Annotated in this window: 21 protein-coding genes and 1 pseudogene; 8 read left to right on the plus strand and 14 right to left on the minus strand. The window is 72.3% G+C overall.

The genetic code is table 11. The features are described 5' to 3' along the window. Positions 1 to 68: 68 nt before the first annotated feature. The 4 genes from ACZ6TU_RS35055 to ACZ6TU_RS35070 all read left to right on the plus strand — a co-directional run bounded on the left by ACZ6TU_RS35055 (position 69) and on the right by ACZ6TU_RS35070 (position 2,963). Positions 69 to 1,676, plus strand: a complete 1,608-nt coding sequence (locus tag ACZ6TU_RS35055) for an FAD-dependent monooxygenase (protein ID WP_467681087.1) — start codon at positions 69 to 71, stop codon at positions 1,674 to 1,676. Positions 1,677 to 1,785: 109 nt separating this feature from the next. Further along, entirely contained in the window at positions 1,786 to 1,857 is a 72-nt protein-coding gene (locus tag ACZ6TU_RS35060; protein WP_309544753.1) for a putative leader peptide, read from the plus strand. Between the two features lie 99 nt (positions 1,858 to 1,956). Continuing rightward, positions 1,957 to 2,520, plus strand: a complete 564-nt coding sequence (locus ACZ6TU_RS35065) for a cupin domain-containing protein (RefSeq protein WP_467681089.1) — start codon at positions 1,957 to 1,959, stop codon at positions 2,518 to 2,520. 17 nt (positions 2,521 to 2,537) lie between these two features. Continuing rightward, the gene (locus tag ACZ6TU_RS35070) at positions 2,538 to 2,963 is read left to right on the plus strand and encodes a rhodanese-like domain-containing protein (RefSeq protein WP_469552929.1); all 426 of its coding nucleotides are present in this window, start codon (positions 2,538 to 2,540) and stop codon (positions 2,961 to 2,963) included. Positions 2,964 to 3,012: 49 nt separating this feature from the next. On the opposite strand, the gene recX is transcribed toward ACZ6TU_RS35070, so the two are convergent. The 4 genes from recX to ACZ6TU_RS35090 all read right to left on the minus strand — a co-directional run bounded on the left by recX (position 3,013) and on the right by ACZ6TU_RS35090 (position 6,792). Next, entirely contained in the window at positions 3,013 to 3,870 is an 858-nt protein-coding gene (gene recX / locus ACZ6TU_RS35075; protein ID WP_469552906.1) for a recombination regulator RecX, read from the minus strand. A gap of 3 nt (positions 3,871 to 3,873) precedes the next feature. Next, positions 3,874 to 4,998: a recombinase RecA gene (gene recA, locus ACZ6TU_RS35080; protein WP_467681093.1), complete on the minus strand. Its 1,125-nt coding sequence runs from the start codon at positions 4,996 to 4,998 to the stop codon at positions 3,874 to 3,876. Between the two features lie 231 nt (positions 4,999 to 5,229). Next, positions 5,230 to 6,513 carry an AI-2E family transporter gene (locus ACZ6TU_RS35085; protein ID WP_469552908.1) on the minus strand — a complete coding sequence of 428 codons (1,284 nt, stop codon included), beginning with the start codon at positions 6,511 to 6,513 and terminating at the stop codon, positions 5,230 to 5,232. Between the two features lie 84 nt (positions 6,514 to 6,597). Further along, positions 6,598 to 6,792, minus strand: a complete 195-nt coding sequence (locus ACZ6TU_RS35090) for a DUF3046 domain-containing protein (RefSeq protein ID WP_086600650.1) — start codon at positions 6,790 to 6,792, stop codon at positions 6,598 to 6,600. 80 nt (positions 6,793 to 6,872) lie between these two features. Between ACZ6TU_RS35090 and ACZ6TU_RS35095 the strand changes: the two genes are divergently transcribed. After that, entirely contained in the window at positions 6,873 to 7,817 is a 945-nt protein-coding gene (locus tag ACZ6TU_RS35095) for a prenyltransferase/squalene oxidase repeat-containing protein (protein WP_469552910.1), read from the plus strand. Here the strand turns inward: ACZ6TU_RS35095 and ACZ6TU_RS35100 are convergent, their stop codons facing one another. The 3 genes and pseudogenes from ACZ6TU_RS35100 to ACZ6TU_RS35110 form a co-directional block, all read right to left on the minus strand. Further along, positions 7,818 to 8,129: an AzlD domain-containing protein gene (locus ACZ6TU_RS35100; protein ID WP_467681100.1), complete on the minus strand. Its 312-nt coding sequence runs from the start codon at positions 8,127 to 8,129 to the stop codon at positions 7,818 to 7,820. Beyond that, positions 8,126 to 8,848 carry an AzlC family ABC transporter permease gene (locus ACZ6TU_RS35105; RefSeq protein WP_467681102.1) on the minus strand — a complete coding sequence of 241 codons (723 nt, stop codon included), beginning with the start codon at positions 8,846 to 8,848 and terminating at the stop codon, positions 8,126 to 8,128. The genes ACZ6TU_RS35100 and ACZ6TU_RS35105 overlap by 4 nt, the downstream gene beginning before the upstream one ends. Beyond that, positions 8,734 to 9,701 (minus strand): annotated as a pseudogene (locus ACZ6TU_RS35110) (AraC family transcriptional regulator); the annotation flags it as partial. The pseudogene ACZ6TU_RS35110 and the gene ACZ6TU_RS35105, both read right to left, overlap by 115 nt. 140 nt (positions 9,702 to 9,841) lie before the next feature. Here ACZ6TU_RS35110 and ACZ6TU_RS35115 point away from each other — a divergent pair. The 3 genes from ACZ6TU_RS35115 to ACZ6TU_RS35125 are packed head-to-tail and all read left to right on the plus strand — an operon-like array spanning position 9,842 to position 16,415. Further along, positions 9,842 to 14,761 (plus strand): ATP-dependent helicase, encoded by a 4,920-nt coding sequence (locus ACZ6TU_RS35115; protein ID WP_469552913.1) that lies wholly within the window; start codon positions 9,842 to 9,844, stop codon positions 14,759 to 14,761. Between the two features lie 29 nt (positions 14,762 to 14,790). Next, positions 14,791 to 15,618 (plus strand): Fpg/Nei family DNA glycosylase, encoded by an 828-nt coding sequence (locus ACZ6TU_RS35120; RefSeq protein WP_469552915.1) that lies wholly within the window; start codon positions 14,791 to 14,793, stop codon positions 15,616 to 15,618. 32 nt (positions 15,619 to 15,650) lie between these two features. Continuing rightward, entirely contained in the window at positions 15,651 to 16,415 is a 765-nt protein-coding gene (locus ACZ6TU_RS35125) for an SDR family NAD(P)-dependent oxidoreductase (RefSeq protein WP_469552917.1), read from the plus strand. Positions 16,416 to 16,463: 48 nt separating this feature from the next. Here ACZ6TU_RS35125 and ACZ6TU_RS35130 read toward each other — a convergent pair whose 3' ends face one another. From ACZ6TU_RS35130 to ACZ6TU_RS35160, 7 genes are all read right to left on the minus strand, one after another. Then, positions 16,464 to 16,721, minus strand: a complete 258-nt coding sequence (locus ACZ6TU_RS35130; protein WP_467681109.1) for a hypothetical protein — start codon at positions 16,719 to 16,721, stop codon at positions 16,464 to 16,466. A gap of 175 nt (positions 16,722 to 16,896) precedes the next feature. Further along, positions 16,897 to 17,367 carry a Dps family protein gene (locus ACZ6TU_RS35135; RefSeq protein WP_467681111.1) on the minus strand — a complete coding sequence of 157 codons (471 nt, stop codon included), beginning with the start codon at positions 17,365 to 17,367 and terminating at the stop codon, positions 16,897 to 16,899. 251 nt (positions 17,368 to 17,618) lie between these two features. After that, positions 17,619 to 17,999: a helix-turn-helix domain-containing protein gene (locus ACZ6TU_RS35140; RefSeq protein WP_363289930.1), complete on the minus strand. Its 381-nt coding sequence runs from the start codon at positions 17,997 to 17,999 to the stop codon at positions 17,619 to 17,621. Positions 18,000 to 18,108: 109 nt separating this feature from the next. Continuing rightward, positions 18,109 to 18,654: a CinA family protein gene (locus ACZ6TU_RS35145; RefSeq protein ID WP_467681113.1), complete on the minus strand. Its 546-nt coding sequence runs from the start codon at positions 18,652 to 18,654 to the stop codon at positions 18,109 to 18,111. Next, on the minus strand, positions 18,651 to 19,490 hold the full coding sequence (pgsA, locus tag ACZ6TU_RS35150) for a CDP-diacylglycerol--glycerol-3-phosphate 3-phosphatidyltransferase (protein ID WP_467681115.1): 840 nt from the start codon (positions 19,488 to 19,490) through the stop codon (positions 18,651 to 18,653). Before pgsA ends, ACZ6TU_RS35145 begins: the two co-directional genes overlap by 4 nt. Further along, positions 19,487 to 20,968 carry a 30S ribosomal protein S12 methylthiotransferase RimO gene (gene rimO, locus ACZ6TU_RS35155; RefSeq protein WP_467681117.1) on the minus strand — a complete coding sequence of 494 codons (1,482 nt, stop codon included), beginning with the start codon at positions 20,966 to 20,968 and terminating at the stop codon, positions 19,487 to 19,489. The genes pgsA and rimO overlap by 4 nt, the downstream gene beginning before the upstream one ends. 92 nt (positions 20,969 to 21,060) lie before the next feature. Continuing rightward, a complete protein-coding gene (locus ACZ6TU_RS35160; protein ID WP_467681119.1) occupies positions 21,061 to 21,909 on the minus strand; it encodes a helix-turn-helix domain-containing protein in 849 nt (282 codons plus the stop codon). Positions 21,910 to 21,992: the final 83 nt, after the last annotated feature.

Raw genomic sequence — 21,992 nt, forward strand, 5'->3', positions numbered from 1 at the left:
CACCCTGCTCCAACCTCCTGTTCACCTACGTCTCTCAGGACAACACCACGGGCAGGGGGCGCCGCGCCGTGGACCCGGTGATCATCGTCGGAGCGGGGCCCGTCGGGCTCACGCTCGCCCTGGCGCTGGCGCGGCAGGAGGTGCCCTGCGTCGTTCTCGACGAGGGCCCGGGCAAGGACGAACCCCGTGCGGCGCGCACCGTCGTCCTGCGCGAGGACACCGCCGCTCTCATGGAACGGCTGACCGGCGTGCCCCTGTCCCGGGCCGGAGCCCGTTGGGCCGGATGGCGGTCGATGCGGCGCAAGCAGGTGATGCGCGAGATCGTTTTCGACGGCACCGAGCCCGCTCCCCTGCACATCGCCCAGCACGTGCTGACCGGCGCCCTGCGTGCGGCCCTTTCCGGCGAACGGCTCGTCAAGGTCGCGGTGGAGAGCCGACTCGACGGCATCGAACAGGAGCCCTCGGGCGTCACGGCCCACACCCGCGGCCCGAAAGGCACCTGGTGGCGCGGCAGTTACCTCGTCGGCTGCGACGGCCCCCGCTCGACCGTGCGCAAGCTCCAGGACATCCGCTTCCCGGGCCGTACGGCGGTGGAACGCCACGCCGTTGCCGCGCTGCGCACGGAACTGCCCTGGCACGACGAGGCATTGCTGCACCGCATGCCGCCGTGGCGCATGTCGGGCCCCGCGGCCGGCGAGGTCACCGCGCGCCCGCTGCCGGACGGCGCCTGGCGCCTGGACTGGCTCCTGCCGCCCGGCAAGGATCTGGTCACCCCCGAACTGCTGCTGACCCGCATCCGGGAGACCCTGGCCGGCTGGGCGGGCGGCACGACCCCGCCGTACGAGCTGCTGGACACCGGCGTCCACACGGTCCACCACCGTCTGGCCCGCCGCTGGCGCGCCGACCGCGTCTTCCTCGCCGGGGACGCGGCACACCTGCTCGGCGCCCTGGGCACCCACGGACTGGACGAGGGCCTCAGGGACGCCGACAACCTCGCCTGGAAGCTGGCCCTGGCCTGGCACCACGGGCCGCACGAGGCGCTCCTCGACAGCTACCAGACCGAGCGCCGGGCAGTGGTCGCCGCCCGGCTGCGCGCCGCCGACCAGGCGCTGCCGCTGCTGCGCGGCGGCGGAGGCCTGCGCTCCTACGTCCCCGGCTCGTCCCGGGGCCACGACGCGCTCCTCACGGACGGTCACTTGGGGCATGGCCAGCTCGGCGCGCCGGGGGCGTACGCCGACTCGCCCCTCGCGCCCTCACGCCTCGAAGGAGAGACCCCCGTCGACACACCGCCCGGAGCGCCGGTCACCGATGTACGGGTCACCGCGGAGGACGGCACCTTCGTACGGCTGCGGGACCGGCTGGGCCGCGGCGCGCTGCTCGTGGTGCTGATCGCGCCGGGCACGGGTGTGTGGGAGCGCAAACACTGGGTCGGCGCCGGCATCATGCCCCGGCTCGCGGCCGCGGTCACGGCGCTGCCGCACCCCGCCGAGCTGCTGGTCGCCGAGAGCTATCCGGGCGCTGCCGCGCACACGGTGCTCCTGGTGCGCCCCGACGGGCACCTCGTCACCGCGCTGAGCGGAGTGCGCCCGGACGACCTGTACGCGGCGGCGGAGGCCACGGTGGGTGGACCGGCGAAGGCGCAGGCCGAAGCCGGTGCGTCGGCCGGCTCTCGCTGACGTCGGCACCGAGGCCGACGTGCGCGCTGTCACCGTGCGTCCGCATGGTGACAGCGAGTTGACCGGTCCGGACGGCCATGGTGTACTCCGGTGCGTGACCGACACCTGTGTGCGCCTGTGGCGGAGGGTCCATATGGACCTCGTCCGCTATGCGGGCTGCGTGTGTCGCCCGTCCTGCTGACTTCGCATCTCTCTTCCTCTGTGCGCGCGCCGCGCTCTGTCTGCCACGGCCGGCGCGCCTGACTCGCGAACCCTCTTCAGGACCTTCAGGACGGCACCCGTGTCTGTATCCCCTTCCGCATCCCCCGCTGTCTCCCCCGCCGGCTCCTCTTCTGCCTACTCCGCCGATTCGGCGCCCACTCAGGCCGACCTCTTCGACTTCGTGCGGCGTACGGCCGCCGACACCGAGCTGATCGCCTCCCTGCCGCTCGACCCGGAAGGCCGCACCTGGGTGCGGCTGGACGGGCCCGGCGGCAGCGAGGCCTGGCTGATCGGCTGGCCGCCCGGCACGGGCACCGGCTGGCACGACCACGCCGACTCCGTCGGCGCTTTCCTGACCGCGTCGGGCGAGCTCAAGGAGAACTCGCTCGCCGCGCGGCTGCCCACCGACGGCTGGAAGACCCTGGAACTCACCGACGGTGTCGACCGCGAACGTCGGCTGCCGGCCGGCCGGGGCCGCGCCTTCGGCCGCAACCACGTCCACGAGGTGCTCAACGAGTCCCTCGACCGGCACGCGATCTCCGTCCACGCCTACTACCCGCCTCTGCCGCAGATCCGCCGCTACAGCCGCAGTGGGTCGATCCTGCGGCTCGAGCAGGTGGAGCGACCGGAGGACTGGCAGTGAGCGCGACGGACGGCCGGGTGAGCGCCGGCAGTAGCGGCAGAGAAGGCAGCGGTGGTGTCCAACGTCCCGTCGGCATCGACGAGTTGCTGGAGCGCGTACGGGCGAGCTACGAGCGGGTCGAGCCCCAGGGGGCGTACGAGGCCGCCCGGGCCGGTGACGCGCTGCTGGTGGACATCCGCTACGCGGCCCTGCGCGAACGGGACGGTCTGATCCCCGGCGCCCTCGTCGTCGAGCGCAACGAGCTGGAGTGGCGCCTCGACCCGCAGGGCAGCCACCGTCTTCCCGAGGCGACGAGCCACGCCCTGCGCGTCGTCGTGATCTGCAACGAGGGGTACGCCTCCAGCCTGGCGGTCCAGTCCCTGCACCAGCTTGGACTGCACCGGGCCACCGATCTGGTCGGCGGGTTCCAGGCTTGGCGGGCGGCGGGGCTTCCGGTGGTGTGACCCCGGGGTTCGACAGCGGGCGCGGTCCCCTGAAGGTCTCGCCCTCGCCTCAGATCCCCTCGTCCCCGAGAAGCTCCGCGTCCTCGCCCTCCTCCTCCAGCGCCTGCCGGACCACGCGCAGGGCCATGCCCTCGGAGTAGCCCTTGCGGGCGAGCATGCCCGCGAGGCGGCGGAGGCGCTTGTCCCGGTCGAGCCCACGAGTGGAGCGGAGCTTCCGGGCGACGAGTTCCCGCGCGGTCGCCTCCTCCTGCTCGGAGTCGAGCCGGGAGACGGCCTCGTCGATCAGCGTGGAGTCGACGCCCTTGGTCCGCAGCTCCCGGGCGAGCGCACGCCGCGCCAGCCCTCGGCCGTGGTGCCGGGACTCCACCCAGGCGTCCGCGAAGGCGCTGTCGTTGATGAGGCCGACCTCTTCGAACCGCGACAGCACCTCCTCGGCGGCGTCGTCCGGGATCTGCCGCTTGCGCAGGGCGTCGGCGAGTTGCTTGCGGGTCCGCGGGGTCCCGGTGAGCAGGCGCAGGCAGATCGCCCGAGCCTGCTCGACCGGGTCCCCCGGAGGCTCCCCCTCCTCGGCCCTCGACGAGGAGAGGGACCCTCCGTCCTCGGCAACCGCCGCGCCGAAGCCGCGCCGGCGGCGCCCACGTCCACGCCCGTCAGGCGACCCGCCGCCACGCGAGCCGTCCCTGGACGAGCCGCCTCCGCGTGGGCCTCTGCCGGATGAGCCGCTGGCCTGGGAGGCGTCCTCGTACGGCCCGTCGTCCCCGTACAGCCGGTCGTCCCCGTACAGCCGGTCGTCCCCGTGCGCCTCCGCCCCGTCCACGGCCGAGCCCGTCTCCCCTCCGGTGCCCCTCCCCCGTGGGGCACCGGAGGCGGCGTACTCGTACTCCGCCCAGTCGGTTCGTCGTGTCACGGGTCAGCTCTTGGCTGCGGCGGCCTTGGACTTGGCGGACTTGGCCGCTGCCGGGGCGGGGACCGCCGCGGTGTCGGCCGGTGCCGGGGAGACCGCGGCGTCCGTGCCCGGCTCGGCGGCAGGTTCCTCGGGACGCACGCCGACGCCCAGCTTCTCCTTGATCTTCTTCTCGATCTCGTCGGCCAGGTCGGGGTTGTCCTTCAGGAAGTTGCGCGCGTTCTCCTTGCCCTGGCCGAGCTGGTCGCCCTCGTACGTGTACCAGGCGCCGGCCTTGCGGACGAAGCCGTGCTCCACGCCCATGTCGATCAGGCCGCCCTCGCGGCTGATGCCCTGGCCGTAGAGGATGTCGAACTCGGCCTGCTTGAAGGGCGGCGCGACCTTGTTCTTGACGACCTTGCAGCGGGTGCGGTTGCCGACCGCCTCCGTGCCGTCCTTCAGGGTCTCGATGCGGCGGATGTCGATGCGCACCGAGGCGTAGAACTTCAGCGCCCGGCCACCGGTCGTGGTCTCCGGGGAGCCGAACATCACGCCGATCTTCTCGCGGAGCTGGTTGATGAAGATCGCGGTGGTCTTGGACTGGTTGAGCGCGCTGGTGATCTTCCGCAGGGCCTGGCTCATCAGGCGGGCCTGCAGACCCACGTGGCTGTCGCCCATCTCGCCCTCGATCTCCGCGCGCGGGACGAGCGCCGCGACGGAGTCGATGACGATGAGGTCGAGGGCGCCGGAGCGGACCAGCATGTCCACGATCTCCAGGGCCTGCTCGCCGTTGTCCGGCTGGGAGAGGATGAGATTGTCGATGTCGACGCCGAGCTTCTTCGCGTACTCGGGGTCGAGTGCGTGCTCCGCGTCGACGAAGGCGACCTGGCCGCCGGCCTTCTGCGCGTTCGCCACCGCGTGCAGGGTCAGGGTGGTCTTACCGGAGGACTCCGGTCCGTAGATCTCCACGACACGGCCGCGGGGCAGACCGCCCACGCCGAGGGCCACGTCGAGGGCGGTGGACCCGGTCGGGATGACCTCGATGGGCTCCTTGGTCCGGTCACCCATGCGCATGACCGCGCCCTTGCCGAATTGCCGTTCAATCTGTGCGAGAGCGGCATCCAGGGCCTTCTCGCGGTCGGTTCCTGCCATGGGTTCCACCCGATTTGCTTGAGTCGATCGCTTCACGTCAAAGACGCTAACGCCTGCCACTGACAATGCGCCCCGACGCACGTCCGGCCTGTGGATAACTCGGGCACATCTCCACTCAAAGTACGTCGAAATGCCCGTCGTTGAGCTTCGCCGGAGACTCCATAAGAATGGATGTTCGATTTTTGTGTCAAGCGCACCACGCGGCACCTCCGTGCGGCAGGGCACAGCGACTCAGGCTGGTCCCTTCCCGGAGCCCCTGCCCTCGGGCCCCCCGTTCTCGGGCCGCTCCGCCCCTGCCCGCCGTGCCCACAGCTGCCTCGCACGCGTGACGAGGCTCGGCCCCTCACCGCGTCGGTGATGGCCGTGCACCCGGGGGTCGTCCGTGACGTCGTACCGCTTCACATAGGCCCCCAGGAAGGCCTGGAGCGTGGCGATGGCGGGGATCGCTATCAGCGCGCCGACGGCACCCAGGAGCGCGGTGCCCGCGACGACCGAGCCGAAGGCGACCGCCGGGTGGATGTCGACGGTCCTGGCCGTCAGCTTCGGCTGGAGCACGTAGTTCTCGAACTGCTGGTAGATCACCACGAAGATCAGCACCCACAGCGCGTACCAGGGGTTGACCGTGAACGCGATCAGCATGGGCAGCGCGCCCGCGAGATACGTACCGATGGTGGGGATGAACTGCGACACCAGGCCCACCCACACGGCGAGCACGGGCGCGTAGGGCACGTCCAGGGCCTGCAGGAGGACGAAGTGCGCTGCGCCGGAGATCAGTGCCATCAGACCGCGCGAGTAGATGTAGCCGCCGGTCTTGTTCACGGCGATCTCCCACGCGCGCAGCACCTCGGCCTGCCGTGCGGGCGGCAGGAGGGAGCAGATCGTGCGGCGCAGTCGCGGGCCGTCCGCGGCGAAGTAGAACGAGAACAGCGCGATCGTCAGCAGCTGGAAAAGCCCCCCGATGACCTGGGCGGACACGTCCAGGACACCCGTGGCGCTGTTCTGCACGTAGTTGCGCAGCCAGTCGGAACGGAGCAGGCCCTCCTGGATGTCCACGCGCTTCAGGTCGGTCTTGAAGTGCGCGTTGATCCAGTTGATGACGGAGTCGAGGTAGTCCGGGAAGCCCTCGATCATCTTGATGATCTGGTCCGCCAGGATGGAGCCGAGCAGCGTGACGAAGCCGCCCGCCACGATGATCACGCCGATGAAGACGACGAACGTGGCCAGTCCTCTGCGCATGCCGCGCGAGGCCATCCAGCTCACCGCCGGTTCGATGGCGAGCGCCAGGAAGAACGCGATGAGGATGTTGATCAGCAGGCCGGTGAGCTGGTGAAAGGCCCAACTGCCCAACTGGAACACGGCGACGAGGGAGAGTGCGAGCACCAGGGCGCGCGGCAGCCAGCGCGGCATACGGCCGTTCGGCCCGGCGGCCCCGGCGTAGGGGGGCGGGGCGGGCGGAGTCGTACCGAACGGGGAGGACTGCTGGGCTTCCTGCCCGGTCTCGTCAGTGGGTGCCACGCACCAAGTCTCACCCACGCCACCGACAGCCGTCTGCCCGCCTGCGATCTTCGTGGGCCGTCAGTCAGCGGTCTCCACGACGGGTCAACGCTTCTCCCTCGGGACGTCCATCACCGCGCACACCACCTGCCAGACCTCCTTGGCGTCCCAGCCGGCGTCGAGGGCCTCGTGCACGGTGCGCCCGCCGAGATCCGACATCACATGGTCGCGTGCGAAGGTGTCGGCGTACCCCGGACCGAAGTGCTCCGCCATCCGCTGCCAGAAGACCGTCAACCGCATGACTCAAGTATCCCGCCCGTGGGGGTGGGCCTGAGCCGGGACCGCCTGCCGGCACCGTTTTCCGCCCTACGGTCTGACCCATGGCCGAAACAGGAGTTCCCCCACTCCCCCCGTCACACCCGCCGCACACCCCCGTGGCGCGCGCGGAACGCTTCGTCTGGCTCACCGCGCGCGTGCTCGAGCAGCGCCTCTTCGCCCACCACTTCCGGAGCGGCGCTGCCGACCCGGTGGAGACCGCCCTGGACGCCTACCGCAACGAGGACGGCGGGTACGGCCACGCGCTGGAGCCCGATCTGCGCGGTCCGGTCAGCCAGCCGCTGCACACCGCACACGCCCTGCGCGTCCTGGACGCCGTGGGACGCTGCGCCGGGCAGCGTGTGGAACGCATCTGCCGCTACCTGACGTCCGTCTCCACGGCGGACGGTGCCCTCCCGGCGATCCATCCGAGCCAGCGCGGCTACCCGACGGCCCCCTTCGTGCCGGTCGTGGACGACCCGCCCAGCGCTCTCCTGGCCACCGGGCCGGTGGTGGGGCTGCTGCACCGCAACGAGGTGTGGCACGCCTGGCTGTTCCGGGCCACGGACTTCTGCTGGCAGGCGGTCGAGTCCCTGGAGGAGTCCCACCCGTACGAGATCGAGGCCGCCGTGGCCTTCCTCGACTCCGCCCCGGACCGCCCGCGCGCGGAGGCGGCAGCCGACCGCCTGGGCCGCCTCGTACGCGCACACCGCCTCGCGGCCCTGGATCCCGACGACCTGGACACGTATCCGGTCTCCCCCGGCTACGCCCCGGGGGAGCACCACTTCCCGTACGACTACGCGAGGACCCCGCAGTCGCTCGCGCGCGCGTGGTTCACCGATGACGAGATGGCGCGCTCCCTGGACCACCTCGCGGCCCAGCAGCAGGAGGACGGCGGCTGGCCCGTCCGATGGCGCCAGTGGGCCCCGGCGCCCGCCCTGGAGGCACGCCCCGTGGTGACGGTCGAGGCCCTGCGCTCGCTCCGGGCCCACGGCCGCCCCGTCGGCTGATCACCCCACACCCATGGCCCGCACCCCTGCGGTCACCAGCACGGCCGCCGCGACGACGAGCAGGAACGGGGCGCGCAGCGCCAGCGCCACGGCTGCGGCTCCGACCCCGGCGGCCCGCGCGTCCAGGACCAGCACCTGCCCGTCGGCGAAGGTCTGCTGGGCCGTGAGGGCCGCCAGCAGGGCGACGGGCAGCAACGCGGCAAGGCGCTTCACGACGGGCCGTTCAAGAGCCCCGGCGGGCACCAGCAGCCCTGCCAGCTTGACGGCGTAGCACCCGAGGACGGTCACACCGATCGCGATCCAGACGTTCACCCCTGATCCCCCTGCCCCTTGCGCCGGCCGTCCGCCCAGAGCACGACGGGCGCCGCCAGCGCGGCCATCAGAACCGGCACACCGGCGGGCAGCACGGGCAGCAGCCCGAGCCCCAGCAGCACGGCGAGCCCGGCGACGGCCCGCTCGGTGCCGGTCTTCAGCATCGGCGCGAGCAGCGCCAGAAACACCGCGGGCCCCGCGGCGTCCAGCCCCCACGCGTCGGTGTCCCCGATGGCCCCGGCGCCCAGAGCACCGAGCAGCGTGGTGAGGTTCCACAGCACGTACAGGCTCAGACCGGTCACGACGAACCCGATCCGCGCCCCGCGCCGCGTGGGCTGTGCCAGGGCGACGGCGGCCGTCTCGTCGATCACCCACTGGGCGGCGAAGGGCCGCACCGCGCGCGGGAGGGCCAGCAACTGCGACAGACGCAGGCCGTAGAAGGCGTTCCGCACGCCCAGGAAGAAGGCCCCGGCAGCCGCCGTGAACGGGCCGCCACCGGCCGCGAGGGCTCCCACCAGGGCGAACTGGGATGCCCCGGTGAACACCAGCAGACTGAGCGCGCACGTCTGCATCAGCGAGAGTCCGCCGCCGGCCGACGTCACCCCGAAGGCGAACCCGGAGAGCCCGACGGCCACCCCGACGCCCAGCGCGTCCCGCACGACCGCACGGTCCGCCTTCCCACCGGTATCTGTATCTCTGAAAGCTGTCCGTTCTGCCACGCCCCGCACGCTACGAGGAGCCGCACCGCAGGTCTTGTACGTTCTTGCGCTCCCGCTGGTAGGCCCCCGGAGGCACCCCGACCATCCGGCTGAAGTGCCGGTTGAGATGCGGCTGATCGGTGAACCCAACGGCGACGGCGACCTCCGAGGGCGCCGTCCCCAGGTCCAGCAGCCGCCGCGCCCGCCGTACCCGCGCATCCGTGAGCCACGCGTGCGGCGGCATCCCGTAGGCGCCCCGAAAGGCCCGCAGCAACGCGAACGGACTGGTCCCGAGCTCAGCCGCCAACCGCTCCAGGCTCGGCGGCCGCGCCATCCGCTCCTCCAGCACCGCACGCGCGCGTGCCGCGATCCGGGCCCCGGCCGTCCGCACCTCCCGCCGCGGCACGGGTCCACCGTTCAGCCGCAGCAACCTGGTCACGGCGACCCGAAGCAGCGTGTCCGCGGCCAACGCATTGCCCTCGTCGGCGGCCCGCAGCACCTGATGCACCAGCCCGGCGGCATACGGATCATCCACCACCGGGCTGATGAACCCCGGTGTCCCCCGCAGCGCCGTGGTCTCGGCCGCGATCTCCGCCACCACATCGACGGACGGATACACGGCCCCGTACCGCCACCCCTCGGGCACACCGGCCCGCCCGGTGTGCGGAGTATCCGGATTCACCAGCGCGAGAGCCCCGGCCCCCGCGTACTGATCGCCCCCACCGTGGTGAAACACCTCCACCCCGTCGGCGATGGCGGCGATCACGAAGTTCTCGTGCGTATGCCGCACGAACGTCTTCCGCACATACCGGGCCCGCAGCAGATCCACCCCCGGCAGCTCGTCGTACTGCCAATGCCGCGCGCGCTCGTTCATACGACCATTGTCCGCGGCCCCGAACACACGGCGGCAAGCCTCACGCACCCGCACGCACCGACACGCCCCCGGCGGTCGGGCGCGCCCCGGCCCGACCGCCGCAGACACCCGTTGTCAGTGGCGAGGTGCACGATGGACGCATGGCCAGCAACGCACACCGAGCCCTGGACGCCTTCTCCCCCGCGACCCGCGCCTGGTTCACGGGCGCCTTCTCCGCGCCCACCACCGCCCAGGCCGGCGCGTGGCAGGCCATCCACCAGGGCTCGGACGTGCTGGTCGTCGCCCCCACCGGCTCCGGCAAGACCCTGGCCGCCTTCCTCGCCGCCCTGGACCAGCTCGCCTCCACCCCTCCCCCCGCCGACCCCGGGAAACGCTGCCGGGTCCTGTACATCTCCCCCCTGAAGGCCCTGGCCGTGGACGTCGAGCGCAATCTCCGCAGCCCGCTGACCGGCATCCGCCAGGAGTCCGTACGCATGGGCCTGCCCGAGCCCGAGGTCAAGGTGGGCATCCGCTCGGGCGACACCCCGGCCGCCGAGCGCCGCGCCCTGTCCACCCGCCCGCCGGACATCCTGATCACCACGCCCGAATCACTGTTCCTGATGCTGACCTCGGCCACGCGCGACGCGCTGACCGGCGTGGAAACGGTGATCCTCGACGAGGTGCACGCGGTCGCCGGCACCAAGCGCGGCGCCCACCTAGCGCTCTCCCTGGAGCGGCTGGACGACCTCCTCCCGAAGCCCGCCCGCCGCATCGGCCTCTCCGCGACGGTCCGCCCGGTCGACGAGGTGGCCCGTTTCCTCTCCCCCCGCCGCAAGGTGGAGATCGTCCAGCCGGAGTCGGGCAAGGAGTTCGACCTCTCCGTGGTCGTCCCGGTCGAGGACCTGGGCGAGCTGGGCGGCTCCCCGGTGGCGGACGGCTCGGAGGGCGCCGAGCGCCCGTCGATCTGGCCGCATGTGGAGGAGCGGATCACCGACCTCGTCCAGTCCCACCGCTCCACGATCGTCTTCGCGAACTCCCGCCGCCTCGCGGAGCGCCTGTGCAACCGACTGAACGAGATCGCGTACGAGCGAGCCACGGGCGAGACCCTCGACGAGCACCACTCCCCCGCCGAGCTCATGGGCGGCTCCGGCGCCGCCCAGGGCGCGCCGCAGGTCATCGCCCGCGCCCACCACGGCTCGGTGTCCAAAGAGCAGCGTGCCCTCGTCGAGGAGGACCTCAAGGCGGGCCGCCTCCCCGCGGTCGTCGCCACGTCCAGTCTCGAACTGGGCATCGACATGGGCGCGGTCGACCTGGTGGTCCAGGTCGAATCACCCCCCTCGGTGGCCTCCGGCCTGCAACGCGTCGGCCGGGCAGGCCACCAGGTGGGCGCGGTCTCCACCGGCGTGGTCTTCCCGAAGTACCGCGGCGACCTGGTCCAGGCGGCGGTGGTCACCGAACGCATGCGTACCGGCGCCATCGAGTCCCTCAGGGTCCCCGCCAACCCGTTGGACGTCCTGGCCCAGCAGATCGTCGCCATGACGGCCTTGGACACCTGGCAGTTCGACGACCTCCTCGCCGCCGTCCGACGGGCCGCCCCCTTCGCCTCGCTCCCCGAGTCCGCCTTCACGGCGGTCCTCGACATGCTGGCCGGCCGCTACCCGTCCGACGCCTTCGCCGAGCTGCGCCCGCGCGTGGTGTGGGACCGCGTCACCGGCGAGATCACGGGCCGCCCCGGCGCACAGCGCCTCGCCGTCACCTCCGGGGGGACGATCCCCGACCGCGGCCTCTTCGGCGTCTTCCTCGCCGGCGCCGATCCCAAGAAGGGCGGCGGCCGGGTCGGCGAACTCGACGAGGAGATGGTCTACGAGTCCCGTGTGGGCGACGTCTTCACGCTGGGCACGAGCTCCTGGCGCATCGAGGACATCACCCGCGACCGCGTCCTGGTCTCCCCGGCCCCGGGCGTACCGGGCCGGCTGCCCTTCTGGAAGGGCGACCAGCTGGGCCGCCCGCTCGAACTGGGCCGGGCGGTGGGCGCGTTCCTGCGCGAGGTCGGCTCGCTGCCCAAGGACGACGCACGGCTCCGCCTCCTCGCCGCGGGCCTGGACGCCTGGGCGGCCGACAACGTGCTCTCGTACCTGGACGAGCAGCGTGAGGCGTGCGGACACGTCCCGGACGACCGGACGATCGTCGTGGAGCGCTTCCGGGACGAGCTCGGCGACTGGCGCGTGGTCGTGCACTCCCCCTTCGGCGCCCAGGTGCACGCCCCCTGGGCCCTCGCGCTCGGCGCGAAGCTCTCCGAGCGGTACGGCATGGACGCGCAGGTCATGCACGCCGACGACGGCATCGTGCTGCGCCTGCCGGACGCCGACCTGATGGGCCTGGACCTGCTCGACCAGGAGCCGGTCAAGATGGGCCGGGAGTACGACGCCGAGCAGGCGCCGGTCGGCGCGGCGGACGTGGTCTTCGACAAGGGCGAGGTCGACCAGGTCGTCACCGACCAGGTGGGCAGCTCGGCCCTGTTCGCGGCCCGGTTCCGCGAGTGCGCCGCCCGCGCGCTGCTGCTGCCGCGCCGCAACCCGGGCAAGCGCACGCCGCTGTGGCAGCAGCGCCAGCGCGCCTCCCAGCTGCTCCAGGTGGCGAGCGAGTTCGGCTCCTTCCCGATCGTCCTGGAGGCGGTCCGCGAGTGCCTCCAGGACGTCTTCGACGTCCCCGGTCTCGTCGAGCTGATGGGCGACCTGGAGTCCCGCAAGGTGCGCCTCGTCGAGGTCACCACACCCGAGCCGTCCCCCTTCGCGCGCTCCCTCCTCTTCGGCTACGTCGCCCAGTTCCTGTACGAGGGAGACTCTCCGCTCGCCGAGCGCCGCGCCGCGGCCCTGTCGCTCGACTCACGGCTGCTCGCCGAGCTGCTGGGCCAGGCGGAGCTGCGTGAGCTGCTCGACGCGGAGGTGCTGACGGAGCTGGAGCGGGAGCTTCAGTGGCTGACCGAGGACCGCCGCGTCAAGGACGCCGAAGGCGTCGCGGACCTCCTCCGCCTCCTCGGCCCGCTCACGGAGGCGGAGCTGGCCGAGCGGGGCGCCGAACCGCAATGGGCTCAGGAGCTGGCCGGCGCCCGCCGTGCCATCCGGGTCCGGATCGCGGGCAGCGATCACTGGGCGGCGATCGAGGACGCGGGCCGGCTGCGCGACGCATTGGGCACCGCCCTGCCGGTCGGCGTCCCGGAGGCCTTCACGGAGCCCGTCAAGGACCCGCTCGGCGACCTCCTCGCGCGCCACGCCCGCACCCATGGCCCGTTCACCTCGACCACGGCCGCGGCCCGCTTCGGCCTGGGCGTGGCCGTCACCGAGGGCGCCCTCCAGCGGCTGGCCGCGGCGGGCCGGGTCGTCCAGGGCGAGTTCCACCCGGCCGGGATCGGCCAGGAGTGGTGCGACGCGGCCGTGCTGCGCCGGCTGCGCCGCCGCTCGCTGGCCGCCCTGCGCCATGAGCTGGAGCCGGTGCCGCCGGCCGCGCTCGCCCAGTTCCTTCCCCAGTGGCAGCACATCGGCAAGGGGCACTCCCTGCGCGGCGTCGACGGCCTGGTGCGCGCCATCGAGCAGGTGCAGGGCGCGTCCGTGCCCGCCTCCGCCCTGGAGAAGCTGGTCCTGCCTTCCCGGGTCGTGAATTACAACCCGGCCATGCTGGACGAGCTCACCGCCGCCGGAGAGGTGGTCTGGGCCGGGGCGGGCTCCCTCCCCGGCAAGGACGGCTGGGTCTCCCTCTACCTGGCGGACGCGGCCCCTCTGCTCCTGCCGCCCCCGCACCCCTTGGAGCTGACCGCTCTCCACCAGTCCGTCCTGGACGTCCTCTCCGGCGGCTACGGCCTGTTCTTCCGCCAGATCGCCGACCAGGTCCGCGCCACCACCCACCCCGACGCCACCGATCCCCAACTGGCCGACGTCCTCTGGGACCTGGCCTGGTCCGGACGCCTGACCAACGACACGCTCGCTCCCATGCGCTCCCTGCTCGGCTCGGGCCGCACCGCCGGCTCCACGGCCCACCGCGCCAAGCGCGCGGTCCCACGCGGCCGCTACGGCTCCCTGACGGCCGCGGCCCGCCCCGCCTCCCGCTCCGGCCCGCCGACCGTCGCCGGCCGCTGGTCCCTGCTCCCGGCCCACGAGCCGGACCCCACGGTGCGGGCCCACGCCCTCGCCCGCACCCTCCTCGACCGGCACGGCGTGGTGACCAGGGGCGCGGTCTCGGCGGAGGGCGTCGAGGGCGGGTTCTCGGCGACGTACCGCGTGCTGTCCGCCTTCGAGGAGAGCGGCCAGGCCCGCCGCGGCTACGTGGTGGAGGGCCTCGGTGCCGCACAGTTCGCGATGGACGGTGCCGTGGACCGCCTGCGCGCGGTGTCCAACGCCCGCGACCGCGGCGAAGACCTGCCCGGCCCCCCTCCGGGCCCCGACCTCGATCCGTTCCCCGCCCATGACTTCGCCGGGCAGGACGACTCGCTCCCTTCCAACGACCACCCCGACGACCCCGGCCCCGACGGCTTCCCCGGCCTCGGCCCCGCCTACGTCACCCCGGCCCCGCAACCGTCCCGGGACGAGTACATCTCGCCCCGGGACTACGCCCCGCAGGGCCCGCCATGGCAGAACGGCGGAGGCACACCGTACGCCCCCGGGTTCCCGGGCCGCCGCACCCGCCCGGACCCCGCCTCCCGGGCCGTCGTCCTCGCCGCCGCCGATCCGGCGAACGCGTACGGTGCCGCCCTGGCCTGGCCCGAGCCCCCGACCGGCGCCGGGCACAAGCCGGGCCGCAAGGCGGGCTCCCTGGTGGTGCTCGTCGACGGGGAGCTGACGCTCTACATGGAGCGCGGCGGCAAGACCCTGCTGGCCTGGGCCACCGACCCGGACGGCGACCCCACCGACGATCCCCGCCTCCACGCCTCAGCCGAGGCACTCGCCGCAGCCGCCCGCGCGGGCTCCCTCGGCACGGTCACGGTGGAGCGCGTCAACGGCGCCCAGGCCCTGACCTCCCCCATCGGCACCCTTCTGGAAGGAGCGGGTTTCATCGCAACCCCCCGAGGCCTCCGCCTCCGCGCCTGATCGTCCCGGGGACGTGCCACCCTTGACCCATGCCCGAAGGTGACACCGTCTGGCAGACCGCGAGGCGACTGCACGGCGCCCTCGCGGGCAGGGTGCTGACCCGCAGCGACCTCAGGGTGCCCCGGCTCGCCACGGCCGACCTCACGGGCCGCACGGTCCTGGACGTCACCCCGCGCGGCAAACACCTCCTGACCCGTGTCGAGGGCGGCCTGACCCTGCACTCCCACCTGCGGATGGACGGCTCCTGGAAGGTGTACGAGAACGGCCGGCGCTGGAGCGGCGGCCCCGGCCACCAGATCCGCGCGATCCTCGGCAACACCGACCGCACGGCCGTCGGCTACCGCCTCCCCGTCCTGGAACTCCTGCGCACCACCGACGAGCACCGCGCGGTCGGCCACCTCGGCCCCGACCTCCTGGGCCCGGACTGGGACCCCGACCGGGCCCTCGCCCATCTCCTCCAGGACCCCGCCCGCCCCCTCGGCGAGGCCCTGCTCGACCAGCGCAACCTCGCCGGCATCGGCAATGTCTACAAGAGTGAGCTCTGCTTCCTGCTCGGCGTCACCCCCTGGCTCCCCGTCGGCGACCTGCCCGCCGAGCACGCCGCCCAGCTGCCCGCGCTCGCCAAGAAGCTGCTGGAGACCAACCGCGACCGCCCGATCCGCAGTACGACGGGCCGCCGCGGCCAGGACCTCTTCGTGTACGGGCGGGCTCCCCGCCCCTGCCTGCGCTGCCACACCTCCGTCCGCGTCGCCGAGCAGGGCGACGGCTCCCGCGAACGCCCCACATACTGGTGCCCCACCTGCCAGCCGGGCCCCGCCCCGGCCACTCCCCCATCCCGGCGAAGCCGCACCAATTGACGACCCGTCAGAAACGCTCGTACGGTCCCTGTATGCCCGTCACGGCGTACGACCTCACCGGCCGCACCGCGTTCGTCACCGGAGCCGCGAGCGGTATCGGCCGCGCCTCGGCGCTCCTGCTCGGCGAGGCGGGCGCCACCGTGCACTGCGCGGACCGCGACACCGAGGGCCTGCACGAGACGGCGACCCTGATCAAGGACAGCGGCGGCACCGCCCGCACCCACGCCCTCGACGTCACCGACCGCGCCCGGCTGAGGCAGGCCATCACCTCCTACGAACGCCTGGACGTCCTGGCCGCGATCGCCGGGATCATGCACAGCAGCCCGGTTCTGGAGACCCGGGACGACGATCTCGACCGGGTGCTCGACGTCAACTTCAAGGGGGTGCTGTACGCCTGCCAGGAGGCGGCCCGACTGATGATCGCCCGGGGCACAGGGGGCAGCATCGTCACCATGGCCTCGGGCGCCGTCGACACCGGCGCCCCCGGGCTGCTCTGCTACGGCGCGGCGAAGGCGGCAGTGGTCCAGCTGACCAAGACCCTCGCGACCGAGGTGGGCCGGCACGGCATCCGCGTCAACGCGGTCGCGCCGGGCTGGATCCGTACGCCCATGACCGACCGCCACGACAGCGAGGCCCAGACGCACACCGAGGCCGTCATGGCCCGCATGTCACCCCTGGGCAGGGTCGGCGCCCCCGAGGACATCGCCCACGCGGTCCTCCACCTGGCATCCGACGCCTCGTCCTTCACGACGGGCCAGATCATCCGCCCGAACGGCGGCGTGACGATGCCCTGGTAAGGCACCCCCGTCCACCCGGAGACCCCTCGAAGTAGTCCACCCCCGACATCACCCCCGCCGCCACACCACACCCCGACTCCCCGCCGCCAACACCCTCCGCCACCGCCCCGCAGCAACCACCCCGCTCGCCCGCCCCTTCGGCACGCAATGCACCGGCAGCACACTCAGCCCCCACCCCCCGGCCGCGACCGTGGCCTCCAGCACCCCGGCCCCGGGCGAGACCACCAGCCGCAGCACCGCCCACCACCACAGCGCCCCCAGCCCCAGCACAGCTGCGCAGGCCCCCCAGCGCCCTATCCCCGCCATGGCCGCCACCTCCAGCCCGACGCTATTCGGCCGCTCGGGCCGGCGAACAGGGCGCACCAACGGCACACAGGCGCACCGCGCACCCCACTGCGCCGAGCTGGGAGACCGCGAGCCGCAAAACCGCGAGCGGCGAGCCCCCCGGCCGGCCCGTCGCCCGCTGTCGTGCCCGCTCCGGTCACCCGTTCTCGGCCTGGAACATCCAGTGATGCTTCTCCAGGTCCGCCGTGATCCCGATGAAGATGTCCTGGCTCACCGGGTCCGGCTCACCTGTCGCCTCGACCCGCTCCCGCATTCGCGCGATCACCGCACCCAGCGCCTCGACGAGCGTCCGCACGGCGGTCGTGTCGTCGACCCACCCCTCGGGGGTCACGCCGATCCCACTGCCGACGGCCACCGTCGCGGCACGCCCGTCGGGCGGGATTCCGAGCGCCGCGGCGCGCTCCGCCACGGTGTCGGAGTACTTCCGCGCGATGTCGACCACCTCGTCGAGCTGGAGATGCACGGAACGGAAGCGCGGCCCCACCACGCTCCAGTGGATCTGCTTCGCCACGAGGGCGAGGTCCACCAGGTCGACGAGGGCACCCTGCAACGCCTCGGACACGGCCTTCAGGCTCGCGTCGGACAACGGGCTCTTCACGACGTACATCCGCACCTCCGTTGGCTGCCCCCCGCCATCCCCTCAACGATGACCGCCGCACGCCCCACCGGCAAACGCAGACAAAACGGGCAGGAAGGCGACGGGCAGGCCGACGTTGAAACAGCCCCTGCGCAAGCGAAAACCCCGGGCGCACCCCTCCGGATCTCCCGGAGAGGCCCGGCCGGGGCCGCACCACACCTTCTCAGCGCCTCGTCGGCGTCACACGCTCACACGGCGACAGCCGCGTCCGCGTAAAACGCTCACGCGGCGACGACGTCCACCGCCTCGGCGGGCGCCTTGATGGTCACCCGTTCCGGTGGCACACCTGTCACCGAAACAGAACCCAGCATCGGGCGAACCGGCGTGGACACAGGTTCGCTGGGGGTGGCCGCAGCAGACTGGGCCAGCTCGGCAAGGGCGAGTTCGTCGCTCACTTCCCGCATGAGCTCGGACATCCGTACGTCCAGCGCGTCGCAGATGGCGGAGAGCAGCTCGGAGGAAGCCTCCTTCTGCCCCCGCTCCACCTCGGAGAGATAGCCGAGTGAGACTCGGGCGGACGAGGAGACTTCGCGCAGAGTACGGCCCTGGCGCTGGCGCTGCCGACGCAGCACGTCACCCAGCAGGCGACGGAGCAGAATCATCGGTGGCTCCCTCCTCGGACCGCGTAGCCGCATCCATTACGCCCCACCGTACCGCCTTGCGCCGCGGCCGTGCGGGGAGCGATGTCGTGTTCACTCAGGGCTGCAAACATCAAAACCCCCCGTTCCGTTCCGTATCCTGTGCCCGTTCATTCCCAGTCTGTTCGCCCGCAAGCTCCTTCAGGAGCAGTGCGAGTACGCTCCGTACACTCTCTCTACGAATTTCCTCGCGGTCGCCGTTCAACCGCAGAGCCTCCACTTTTCCGCCGCCGGCAGAACCGGAATCGCCCCTCAGGGGCCCGTCCACGGCGACGAAGACCGTCCCGACGGCCTGTCCGTCCTGCGGCTCGGGACCCGCGACACCGGTGGTCGCGATGCCCCAGTCGGTGCCGAGCGCCTTGCGCACTCCGGCCGCCATCTGGGCCGCGACCTGCGGATCCACCGCTCCTCGCGCCGCCAGGAGGGCGGCGTCGACGCCCAGCAGTTCATGCTTCAGTTCGGTGGCGTAGGCCGTCACCGAGCCCCGGAAGGCCTTGGACGCCCCGGGGACGGATGTGATCTCCGCCGCAACGAGACCACCGGTCAGCGACTCCGCGACGGCGAGCGTCCTGCCCTTCACCGTGAGTAGTCGCACCACGTCGGTGGCCGTGGAACTCACGCTTCCTTCTCCTCCAACGCGGCCTTGCGCTCGGCGATTCCCCGCCTGCGCAGCACAATGGCCTGTTTCACATAGTCGAGCCCGGTCACCACGGTCAGGACGACCGCCGCGGCCATCACCCAGAACCTCAGGGTGGCCAGCCACCCCGTCAGCGCCAGGACGTACATGCCCACGGCCACGCCCTGGGTGAGCGTCTTGAGCTTGCCTCCGCGGCTGGCGGGGATGACGCCGTACCGGATGACCACAAAACGCAGCAGGGTGATCCCGAGTTCCCGCCCGAGGATGACGCCGGTCACCCACCACGGCAGATCGCCGAGCGCGGACAGACAGATCAGCGCCGCCCCCATGATCGCCTTGTCGGCGATGGGGTCGGCGATCTTCCCGAAGTCCGTGACCAGGTTGTAGGTGCGCGCCAGATGACCGTCGAAGAGATCGGTGATCATGGCGATGGCGAAGGCCGCCCAGGCGAGGGACCGCCACACCGGGTCGTATCCGCCGTCCGCGAGCATCAGCGCGACGAAGGCCGGTACGAGGATCAGCCGGAGCATGGTCAGGAGGTTGGCGACGTTCCAGACACTGGCCTGGTTGACGGCCGCTGCCGCCAGTTTCCCGCCCCGCGCGGGCTTCCCGTCGTCCTGCGCGTCGACGATGGCGCCGCTCTGTGAGCCGTCACCCACGGCAGCCCCACTGTCACCCGCACCGGGCGCACCGCCCTCGGCCGACCGCGCGGCCCCACGGCCCGTCGCAGCCCCGGGAACCTTCCCCGAGGCCGCACCCGCCGCGGCCCTTCTCGCGCCGGAGGGGCCTCCCGCCGCGGATGCCGGAACACCGGTCATCTGCCCGCCTCCTCACTCCACGCCGGCGACGCGAACGAGCCCTGAAGCGGCTCGGCCACCAGGTCGACGCCCTCCGTACCGACCACCTTCGCCTCGACCATACGGCCGCTGCTCAGACCCGCGCCGCTCGTGAGCAGCACCTGGCCGTCCGTCTCGGGCGCCTGGTGCGCCGCGCGGCCGTACACGCCCTCCTCGGCGTCGACGGACTCGACGAGCACGTGCACCGTCTGGCCGACGCGCTCCTCGGCGCGCTGCGAGACGAGCTCCTCGGCCAGCCGCGAGACGCGGGCCAGCCGCTCGGCGACGACGTCCTCGTCGAGCTTGTTCTCGTAGGTCGCCGCCTCGGTGCCCTCCTCGTCGGAGTAGCCGAAGACGCCGATGGCGTCCAGCCGCGCGCCGTTCAGGAACCGCTCCAGCTCGGCGAGATCGGCCTCGCTCTCGCCGGGGAAGCCGACGATGAAGTTGGAGCGCACGCCGGCCTCGGGCGCCTTGCTGCGGATCGTGTCGAGCAGTTCCAGGAACCGGTCGGTGTCGCCGAAGCGGCGCATCGCGCGCAGCACGCCCGGCGCGGAGTGCTGGAAGGAGAGGTCGAAGTAGGGCGCGACCTTCGGGGTCGACGTCAGCACGTCGATCAGGCCCGGCCGCATCTCGGCGGGCTGGAGGTAGCTCACCCGGACCCGCTCGATGCCGTCCACCTCGGCGAGCTCGGGCAGCAGCGACTCCAGCAGGCGGATGTCGCCGAGGTCCTTGCCGTAGGAGGTGTTGTTCTCGGAGACCAGCATGATCTCCTTCACGCCCTGCTCGGCCAGCCAGCGCGTCTCGTTCAGCACGTCGCTCGGGCGGCGGGAGATGAAGGAGCCGCGGAAGGACGGGATGGCGCAGAAGGAGCAGCGTCGGTCGCAGCCGGAGGCGAGCTTCACGGAGGCGACCGGGGAGCCGTCCAGACGGCGGCGCAGGGGCGCACGCGGGCCGGAGGCCGGAGCGAGACCCTCCGGAAGATCGGCCGGGGCGTGCCCAGGCAGTGCGACCGCGGTGGCCGACTCCTGCCGCTCGGCCGGGCTGATCGGCAGCAGCTTGCGCCGGTCGCGCGGGGTGTGCGCGGCGTGGATGCCGCCGTTGAGGATGGTCTGGAGCCGGTCCGAGATGTCCGTGTAGTCGTCGAACCCGAGCACGCCGTCGGCCTCGGGGAGGGCCTCGGCGAGTTCCTTGCCGTACCGCTCGGCCATACAGCCCACCGCCACGACGGCCTGGGTTCTGCCGTGTCCCTTGAGGTCGTTGGCCTCCAGGAGGGCGTCGACGGAGTCCTTCTTGGCGGCCTCGACGAAGCCACAGGTGTTCACGACAGCGACGTCCGCGTCCCCGGCGTCCTCCACGAGCTGCCAGCCGTCCGCCTCCAAACGGCCTGCGAGCTCCTCCGAGTCCACCTCGTTACGGGCGCAGCCAAGGGTGACGAGTGCGACGGTACGGCGTTCAGGCATGGGCTCAAGAGTACTTCGTCCCGCTGACACCCCACGTCGACGGGGTTGGCCGTTTCCTGGCCAACCCCGTAGTGACCGCACCCGCGGACCGATTATCCGGCCTCGGGGTCGCCCTTCGTGTAGGTCAGGCGCTCCACGGAGCCCGGTTTGAAGTCGTCCTTGATCTTCTTGCCGTTGACGAAGAGGTCGATCGCGCCGGCGTCCCCGAGGACGACGTGCACCTTCGAGCTGTCCTGGAAGGTCTTGGTGTCGCCCTGCTTGAGGACGCCGTCGAAGATCATCCGGCCGTTGTGGTCCTTGGCGGCGATCCAGCTGCGGCCGTCGACGGCGGCCACCTGGACGGTCACCTTGTCCTGGGGCGCGGCCGCGATGGCGCTGTCGGACGCCTCGGGCTTGGGGTCGGTGGGCTTCTTGGTCTTGGTGGTCGGGGAGGCGGAGTCGCTGGGCGTGGCGCCCACGGCCACGTTCGTCTCGTCGGCGCTGTCGTCGCCGCCCTGGAACATGGTGAACCCGACGAAACCGATCACGGCGACGATCGCGGCGACCATGGCCGCGGTCCAGTTGGGCCCCCGCCGCTCCGGACGGATGCGTTCCGCCTCGAACAGGGGAGCTGCCGGGGTCGGTGCCGGGCGCCCGCCGTGCTCGTCGCCGTACTGGGCGAGCAGCGGCGCCGGGTCGAGGAGCACAGCCTTGGCCAGGGCCCTGATGTGCCCTCGGGCATAGACGTCCCCACCGCAGGCGGTGAAGTCGTCCGCCTCGATGGCGTGCACGATGTTCATGCGGACCCGGGTGGCGCTACTGATGTCGTCGACGGTCAGCCCAGCGGCGATACGCGCCTGCTGAAGGGCACGACCGATGGAGGGGCGGGCTTCCTCGCGGTCTTCTTCGACGCGCTCGTCTTCGAACGGACGCTCGTCTTCAGGGGAGTTGCCGATGGACACGGGGGCGCCTTTCGAGCGTGTAGCCGCCTGTGCTGGAGGTTCAGTCTAGGGGGGGTACAAAAGGGTGGGGCAACCGGGCGGTG

It is taken from the genome of Streptomyces sp. NPDC052064 (genome assembly GCF_055585925.1).

Bases quoted from the DNA above. Each gene is read 5' to 3' on its own strand.
- recA (WP_467681093.1), bottom strand. From the start codon at position 4,998: ATGGCAGGAACCGACCGCGAGAAGGCCCTGGATGCCGCTCTCGCACAG.
- ACZ6TU_RS35090 (WP_086600650.1), bottom strand. From the start codon at position 6,792: ATGCGGTTGACGGTCTTCTGGCAGCGGATGGCGGAGCACTTCGGTCCG.
- ACZ6TU_RS35095 (WP_469552910.1), top strand. From the start codon at position 6,873: ATGGCCGAAACAGGAGTTCCCCCACTCCCCCCGTCACACCCGCCGCAC.
- ACZ6TU_RS35115 (WP_469552913.1), top strand. From the start codon at position 9,842: ATGGCCAGCAACGCACACCGAGCCCTGGACGCCTTCTCCCCCGCGACC.
- ACZ6TU_RS35120 (WP_469552915.1), top strand. From the start codon at position 14,791: ATGCCCGAAGGTGACACCGTCTGGCAGACCGCGAGGCGACTGCACGGC.
- ACZ6TU_RS35125 (WP_469552917.1), top strand. From the start codon at position 15,651: ATGCCCGTCACGGCGTACGACCTCACCGGCCGCACCGCGTTCGTCACC.
- ACZ6TU_RS35130 (WP_467681109.1), bottom strand. From the start codon at position 16,721: ATGGCGGGGATAGGGCGCTGGGGGGCCTGCGCAGCTGTGCTGGGGCTG.
- ACZ6TU_RS35135 (WP_467681111.1), bottom strand. From the start codon at position 17,367: ATGTACGTCGTGAAGAGCCCGTTGTCCGACGCGAGCCTGAAGGCCGTG.
- ACZ6TU_RS35140 (WP_363289930.1), bottom strand. From the start codon at position 17,999: ATGATTCTGCTCCGTCGCCTGCTGGGTGACGTGCTGCGTCGGCAGCGC.
- pgsA (WP_467681115.1), bottom strand. From the start codon at position 19,490: ATGACCGGTGTTCCGGCATCCGCGGCGGGAGGCCCCTCCGGCGCGAGA.
- rimO (WP_467681117.1), bottom strand. From the start codon at position 20,968: ATGCCTGAACGCCGTACCGTCGCACTCGTCACCCTTGGCTGCGCCCGT.